Consider the following 7272-nt stretch of genomic DNA (forward strand, 5'->3'; position numbering starts at 1 on the left):
AAAAAGGGACTTTTAAAAGTCCCTTTTTTTATCTTCTATTGTATCTTGGAATTATCTCTTCCTCTTCATCAAATCTTGGATTTGTTATGTTATTTGTCAACTCTTTATAATCTAATTCATATGTTTTATTTTTAGGAATTGAACAGTATATTTTATCTCCAGGATTTATTATTTGTCCCTCCTGTATGTGCACAGCTCCACTGATGAAGTCCAAAATTCTTTGTGATTTCTCAGAATCCAAGTCACATAAATTTATATGAACTATCTTTTCAGATTTTATATGTTCAACACATTTTATACAATCCTCAAATCTTGTGGGTTTTAAAAAAATTATATCAAAATCTGCCATTTATACACCCTCCTTTTTTTATAAAATTATACACTATTTATAAATTTTCTACTACTATTTTTATAATTTCCTCAACTGGAAGCTCTGTTGTAAAGCCAGCTGCCTTTATGTGACCTCCACCTCCAAATATTCCAGCTATTCTATTTACATCAATACTATGTTTGCTTCTTAAACTACCTTTAATCTTTCCATTCTCTTCCTGTCTTAAGAATAAAGAAACTTCACTTCCACTATAGTTTACTAACTCCTCTACAATACCTTCTGTATCATCTTTTATAGCATTTAAACTCTTTAGAGACTCATACGAAAGATAAAAATACATCAATTTTTTTTCCTCTACAAAGACCATTTCACTTAAGGCCTTTCCCAAGACTCTCATTCTTTCATAAGATTTTGTTTTAAAAAAGTCATTTACAATCTTATTGTTATTTACTCCTATTTTCATTAACTCAGAAGCGACTAAAAATGTTTTATCTGTCACATTGCTATGAGCAAAGTTTCCAGTGTCATTAACTAGCCCTAGATATATAGCCTCTCCCATCTCTAAAGATATCTCTATATCTAAATCTTTTAAAAATGAATACATTATCTCTGATGTTGAAGATATATCTTTTACTATATTGATATCTCCATATTTAGGATTACTTATATGATGATCTATATTAATTTTAAATATATCTCCTATTAAGTTTGCAACTTTTCCAACTCTATCTATTGTAGCAGAATCAACAAATATAGCTAAGTCATAGTTTGAATCTTTTATGTCCTCTATTTTTTTTATTTTCTCACTCCCCTTTAGAAATGAGATATTTTTTGGAACATTATCCTGTAACACAAAATCCACTCTTTTATTGGGATACTTCTCTTCAAGTCCTAATAAAAGGGCCAGACCAGCTCCCACTGTATCTCCATCTGGATTTACATGTCCTGCTATAATTATATTATTGCTCTGCTCTATCTTTTCCTTTATTTCTTTCATTATTTTTCCTTTCTAGTTTTTACAACATTGTCAATATCAAAGGTATATCCTCTTCCCAATACCTCGTGAACATCGGAAACAACCACAAAAGCCTCTTTATCAGCTTCAGCTATAAGATCTTTTAATAAGTAAATCTCTCTATTCCTAAGAACAGTTGTCACTACATCTCTTCTACTTTTAGAATATAGTGCTTCTGCTTGATAGTAATTTCCAGTTTTCCCTAAATCTTCAACAATTATTTTTCTAATTTTTTCAATTTCAGAAGTTATGATATATACCATTTTTGCATTTCCTAATCCATTTATCAGTTTATTTATTACAATTCCAGTTGCATATAGATTTATCAATGCATACAGAGCTTTTTCTGCTCCAAAAATATATGCAGCTAATAAAACAACTGTGGAATCAATCAGTATCAAAGCTTGACCAATGGGTATTTTAAAGAATTTATTTAAAATTCCAGATACTATATCGCTCCCACCTGTAGTTCCACCATTTTTTATCACTGTTCCAATACCTATTCCCATTAATAATCCACCATACAGTGTACCTAGAAATATATTGCTGGGATTTGTAAAATCAACTATTTTATCTATCTCTGGTATAACTTTTTTTATCAATTCCACATTTAAAGATAAAAATGAAATTCCTGCTAAAGTTTTAGCTCCATATGATCTTCCAAAAATTTTTACTCCTATTATAAATAATGGTATATTTATCAGAAATATCAATGTTCCAACAGGTATTCCAGTCATATAATTTATTAAGATTGAAAGTCCTGTAGCACCTCCTGGAGCTAAATTAGATGGAACTAAAAAGGCATTAATGGCAACTGACGCTATCAATGTTCCTATATAGATGTATATATACTCTCTTAAAATCTTAATTTTTTTTCTTTTCAATTCAAATCCCCCGGTTCTTAATTGTTATAGTTTTTATTTTTTAACTCTTTTAAATAAACTTCCTCTGAATTGTATCCCATTCTTTTAGCCATTAGGTTCATCACTGCAATTTCAACCATAGCAGCTGCATTTCTACCTGAAGATATATACAGTTTTATTTTAGGAATCTCATTTCCTAATAACACCTCTGTGGACTCTTGATAATCCATGGCTGTTAGATAATCTTCACTCTTTAATTCCTGAAGCTCAATTATCATATCCAATCTCTTACTAATTCTAACTGCTCCAACACCGTATAAAGCTTTAACATCTATTATACCTAAACCACGAATCTCCATAAAATATGGTAATTTTGATGCTCTACCTGTTATATCTCCTATTACACCCTTTTCAAATCTAACAGAGTCATCTGCAATCAATCTATGACCTCTGTGGATAAGTTCTAAAGCTGTCTCACTCTTACCTATACCGCTCTTTCCTGTTAAAAGAACTCCAAAACCATATAGCTCTACGAAAACTCCGTGAACCGACGTTGAAGGTGCAAAGTAATTCTCTAAATACGCACTAAACGTAGCAACTACATGGCTAGGTCTATCTAATTTTGTCTCTAACAATATTATTTTTTTATCTATGATTCTACGTAAAAAATAGTCTGGAATATTTTTAACACCAGAGATTATTATTGCAGGAAAATCTTCATCTAAATATCGCTCTAAGTTTTTCTCCCTATTTTCAACTGAAATGCTCTCTAAATATTTAAATTCTGTATCAGTAAATAGTTGTAAACCCTTATAACCATCCTCTCCATACATATCAAAATACCCTGTAAGAGCTAGTGATGGTCTGTAAACACCTGTTGTCGTAATATACTTACTGTCTAAAAACTCTTCTCCATTCAATACATTCAAATTAAATCTTGTTTTTATATATCTAACTGGCATACTTGTTTTATCATTCACAACTAACCCTCTCTTTTTATTTTCTCTATTTTCTTCAATTAATTTCTTAGACTCTTTCCAAAAATATTCTGCTGAATTAACCCCTGTTTTTTTCAATCTATAGTTTATAGCCGCTGTTTCTATTATAATGGCTAAATTTCTTCCTTTTCTAACAGGTAGAGTTACCTTAGGAATTTTAAATCCTAAAAACTCCTCATAGATTTCATCCAATCCCAAACGATCATAAAATTTTTTCTCATCCCATTTTTCAAGTTCAATTAATAATGTTATCTTTTTTCTTTTTCTTGTGCTTTTTATTCCAAAATGAGTTGTTACATCTATATCATTTCCATCTTTTCCAAAGAGATAAAAATGACTGTCCCCACTCTCTTTATCAGCTGTGTTAGACCCTAAAATAAATCTATTTGCTATATTTTGAATCTTTAATCTTGTATCAGTTATAAACTTATGTCCTCTTTCTAAAAGTTCTACTGTTGCTCCTAATCGTGCATCTTCATAACCCTTTAATAGTATTCCCACTCCATATACATCAAGCAATATGCAGTTATCTATTATAATCTCTTCAGCTAGAACCTTTTGCAAATAGAACTTGGCATTTCTTATGAACTCAATAGTTTTATTATTAGATTTTAAAACTGGTTTTTGATATTTTTTCGCTATTTCAACAATCTCATCCACTATATGGTTTTCCACAGTTACTATCAAAGTAGGAAATGGATAACTTAAATATCTTTCAAGAATCTTTTTCCTTTTATCTGATTCAATCTGTTCAAGATATCCAATCTCCTTTCTACCTAAAACATTTACATTACTGTATAGCTCTTCTCCATCTGTAAAAAAACCGCTTAATTCATACCCAACTCTGTAGACACTTTGTGTTTTAATCTCTTTTTCCATATTTACATCTAAAAGTGGAACAAGTCCTAAAACATTAGCCAAATCTTTGACTTTTGGAAATTTTCTTGCTATTTTTTTCTCCATTTTAAGCTCCTCTAGTTGCTTTTATAAAACTCTTTATCTCTTTCCTTATAAGTTTTATCAATTTTTTCTAAAAATAGATTTTTTTGTTCTTCTCTCTTTAAATACTCATTTCTTAATATTTTTATATGTTCATACAAAAAATAACCTATTACTATAGTCACTACAATTGTGAATAACTTAAAAAAAACATTACCCTTCATTAACCAATACTTCCTCTTTAAATTTACTTAATAGATAGAATGAACCACAGAGTAAAATAACTTTTGAATCAATATCTTTTGCTAAATTATAAGCTTCATTGATATCCTCTTTGTACTCCTTATCTTTTCTATTAGAGTTATTGAAAAGTTCTAGAGCACTCTGCCCTCTCTTATTTTCAGCTAAAGAGGTAAATATTATTTTTCCCACTGTGCTCTCTAAAATTTCCAAGATTTTTTTAGAATCTTTATCCTTTAATATCGATACAATAGCTACTATCTCCTCTTTTTTAAACCCTAATTTTAAAGTGTCACAAAGTGTTCTCATTCCATCTTCATTGTGAGCTCCATCTAAAATAAGCACTCTATTGTCAGATGGAATAATCTCAAATCTACATTGCCATTTTACTTTCTCTACACCTTTTTTGATTATCTCTAAAGGTACTCCTAACTCCTTTAAGGTTTCAAAGGCACATAAAAAATTCTTATATTGATAATCACCAAAAAGGGAGAACTCATAAGTATTCCCCTCTATTTTTATAACAGTTTTATAGTTTTTAAAATCTAAAAAGTAAGTGCTCTGTCTATATTTTTCACATACATTTACATAGTTTTTAGTTTTTTCCTCTACTCCCTTTAAAAATTCAGGTTCTGAACTTCCCACAATAACTTTTGAATTTTTCTTTATTATTCCAGCCTTTTCACAGGCTATCTCATATATTGTTTTCCCTAAAAAGTCTGTGTGATCTAAACTTACATTGGTAATAACGCAAATATCAGAATCTATGATGTTCGTAGCATCATATCTTCCACCCATTCCAACTTCTATCACTGCATATTCAACTTTTTTGTCTGAAAAATATTTAAACATCATAGCTGTAGTCACTTCAAAAAAGGTTGGCGTTATGTCCAATTGTTTTATTATATCTTTGACATAGGAATAATAGTGAGCAATCTCTTCATCTGTTATTTCATCTCCATTTACCGATATTCTCTCATTAAATCTCAAAATGTGAGGTGATGTATACTTTCCAACTCTTTTCCCCTGCTCTATTAGAACGGTTTCAATTGTTGTTGAAGTTGAGCCCTTTCCATTAGTCCCTGCCACATGAATTGTTCTATAATTTTTTTGAGGATTATCCATCGCTTTACAAATATCTTCAATATTTTTTAAACCCAGTTTTATTCCGTGAAGTGAGTAGGAGTATAACTCCTCCAATAGTTTTTCAATGTTCACAAAATTCCCCCCTTTATTAATTATATCTCTTTTAGCATACCCTCTATTATTAGTTTTGAGTTTTGAGCAGCTAATTTTACAAACTCATCGAAATTCATATTGGCATCGTGGTTCGCTTTATCTGAAATAGATCTTATTATCACAAAAGGCTTTCCTAATACATAGCAAACATGAGCTACTGCAGCGCCCTCCATCTCTGTACACTCACCTGTAAAAGTGTCTCTTAACCATTTAATTTTGTCATTTGAAGCAACGAAAGTGTCTCCACTAACTATAGTTCCAACAAAAACTCTACCTTTTCCAAAATTTTCCTCAGCCACTTTTTTTGCTAAATCTACTAAAGATTTATCAGCCTTAAAAGTAGAATTTTCCATTCTAGGGATTACTCCATGATCATATCCAAAAGCAGTACAATCAAAATCATGCTCTATAAGGTCTGTTGATACAACAATATCCCCAATATTTATCTCTGGATTTAATCCACCTGCAACTCCTGTAAATAAAACTTTATCAACTTTAAACTCCTGAATTAATAGTGTTGAACATATTGCTGCATTCACTTTTCCTATTCCACATTCAACTAACACAATCTCTTTATTAAGAAGCGTTCCCTTAAAGAATTTATATCCACCAATCTCTCTTGTTTCCTCTAAATTCATCACCTCTTTTAATTGAATTACCTCTTCATTCATTGCTCCTATTATACCTAATAACATATTTCCTCCTAATTCTTAATCTCGTTCTTATCTATTTTTTTATAAAGTTTCCATCTGTCATGGAACCACATCCATTGATTTGGATAATTTTTTATTATATTTTCTATGATACTCATCATCATTTGAGTATTTACCTTTACATCATCCTTAAATGAAGCTGTTCTTACTAAATCTAACTCTCTTGAGAAATAAGTTGTACATGTGTTGTCCTCATGCATCACATTATAACCTATAACTAGGGGTAGATTGTGTTTTAATGCTATATTTATAACTCCTGTTGGAGACACTGTTTCCTCTCCAAAAAATTTAACTGATGTCCCTTTATCCCTATGGTCAGTGAACAGGGCTATCACTTTCTTTTCCTCTATCTGTTCCAATAGCTCCCTTGATGTTTGCTTAGATTTCTTCAGTAGTGTCACATTCATTTTTTTTCTTGCTTCTGTTATAAATTCATCAATATAAGGGTTTCTTTGAGCCTTTGCCACAGTTACAATTCTGTACTTCTCTCCGGCCTTTAATCCAGCTTCCATATTTCCCATATGAATAAGAGCTACCACTATTCCATTTCCCTTTTCCTTAATTGAAACTAATCTGTTAAAATCTTCCAATTGAACATTAGTTTTTAAATAATCCTCAAACCACAGTGTTGACAGAAAAGCTTTTGACATTATTTTGTATGACTCTTTTGCTATTTTTTTTCTTTCTTTAAATGTCTTATCTGGAAAAGCCAGTTTTAAATTTGCCAAAGCTATTAATCTTCTCTTTTTTATAAGATAATAACCTATAATACCTAATTTTTCAGCAAATTTAAATCTTATTTTTTCTGGAAATAAAAGTAAAATATACCGAAAAATTTTAAATATAATATATTGAAACTTATACATCTTTTTATCACCTATCTCAATTAATTTAACAGATTTATTATATCATAGAATAAGAAGTTATGCTATTC

The 7272-nt window shown here is 30.2% G+C and carries 8 protein-coding genes; all 8 read right to left on the reverse strand.

What is annotated here, in order from left to right; genetic code table 11:
* Positions 1–28: 28 nt before the first annotated feature.
* From ACMOUI_RS05620 to ACMOUI_RS05655, 8 genes are read right to left on the reverse strand one after another with little or no spacing between them, the layout of a single operon-like run.
* The gene (locus ACMOUI_RS05620; RefSeq protein ID WP_418964757.1) at positions 29–349 is read right to left on the reverse strand and encodes a cell division protein SepF; all 321 of its coding nucleotides are present in this window, start codon (positions 347–349) and stop codon (positions 29–31) included.
* Positions 350–386: 37 nt separating this feature from the next.
* Complete coding sequence (locus ACMOUI_RS05625) at positions 387–1328, reverse strand: DHH family phosphoesterase (protein ID WP_418964758.1); 942 nt, start codon at positions 1326–1328, stop codon at positions 387–389.
* Positions 1328–2230, reverse strand: coding sequence for a YitT family protein (locus tag ACMOUI_RS05630; RefSeq protein WP_418964759.1), 903 nt, complete (start codon positions 2228–2230; stop codon positions 1328–1330). Before ACMOUI_RS05630 ends, ACMOUI_RS05625 begins: the two co-directional genes overlap by 1 nt.
* 17 nt (positions 2231–2247) lie before the next feature.
* Positions 2248–4170, reverse strand: coding sequence for an HPr(Ser) kinase/phosphatase (gene hprK / locus ACMOUI_RS05635; protein WP_418964760.1), 1923 nt, complete (start codon positions 4168–4170; stop codon positions 2248–2250).
* An 11-nt stretch (positions 4171–4181) separates the two neighbouring features.
* A complete protein-coding gene (locus ACMOUI_RS05640; protein WP_418964761.1) occupies positions 4182–4370 on the reverse strand; it encodes a hypothetical protein in 189 nt (62 codons plus the stop codon).
* Positions 4360–5604, reverse strand: a complete 1245-nt coding sequence (locus tag ACMOUI_RS05645; protein WP_418964762.1) for a bifunctional folylpolyglutamate synthase/dihydrofolate synthase — start codon at positions 5602–5604, stop codon at positions 4360–4362. Before ACMOUI_RS05645 ends, ACMOUI_RS05640 begins: the two co-directional genes overlap by 11 nt.
* Positions 5605–5624: 20 nt before the next feature.
* Positions 5625–6320: a 5'-methylthioadenosine/adenosylhomocysteine nucleosidase gene (locus tag ACMOUI_RS05650; RefSeq protein WP_418964763.1), complete on the reverse strand. Its 696-nt coding sequence runs from the start codon at positions 6318–6320 to the stop codon at positions 5625–5627.
* An 8-nt stretch (positions 6321–6328) separates the two neighbouring features.
* Positions 6329–7204 carry a lysophospholipid acyltransferase family protein gene (locus tag ACMOUI_RS05655; protein WP_418964764.1) on the reverse strand — a complete coding sequence of 292 codons (876 nt, stop codon included), beginning with the start codon at positions 7202–7204 and terminating at the stop codon, positions 6329–6331.
* Positions 7205–7272: the final 68 nt, after the last annotated feature.

This window comes from Cetobacterium sp., from assembly GCF_048470075.1.
Lineage (GTDB): Bacteria > Fusobacteriota > Fusobacteriia > Fusobacteriales > Fusobacteriaceae > Cetobacterium_A.

Coding starts and splice junctions, on each gene's coding strand:
- ACMOUI_RS05655 (WP_418964764.1), bottom strand. CDS start 7,204: ATGTATAAGTTTCAATATATTATATTTAAAATTTTTCGGTATATTTTA.
- hprK (WP_418964760.1), bottom strand. CDS start 4,170: ATGGAGAAAAAAATAGCAAGAAAATTTCCAAAAGTCAAAGATTTGGCT.
- ACMOUI_RS05625 (WP_418964758.1), bottom strand. CDS start 1,328: ATGAAAGAAATAAAGGAAAAGATAGAGCAGAGCAATAATATAATTATA.
- ACMOUI_RS05620 (WP_418964757.1), bottom strand. CDS start 349: ATGGCAGATTTTGATATAATTTTTTTAAAACCCACAAGATTTGAGGAT.
- ACMOUI_RS05650 (WP_418964763.1), bottom strand. CDS start 6,320: ATGTTATTAGGTATAATAGGAGCAATGAATGAAGAGGTAATTCAATTA.
- ACMOUI_RS05640 (WP_418964761.1), bottom strand. CDS start 4,370: ATGAAGGGTAATGTTTTTTTTAAGTTATTCACAATTGTAGTGACTATA.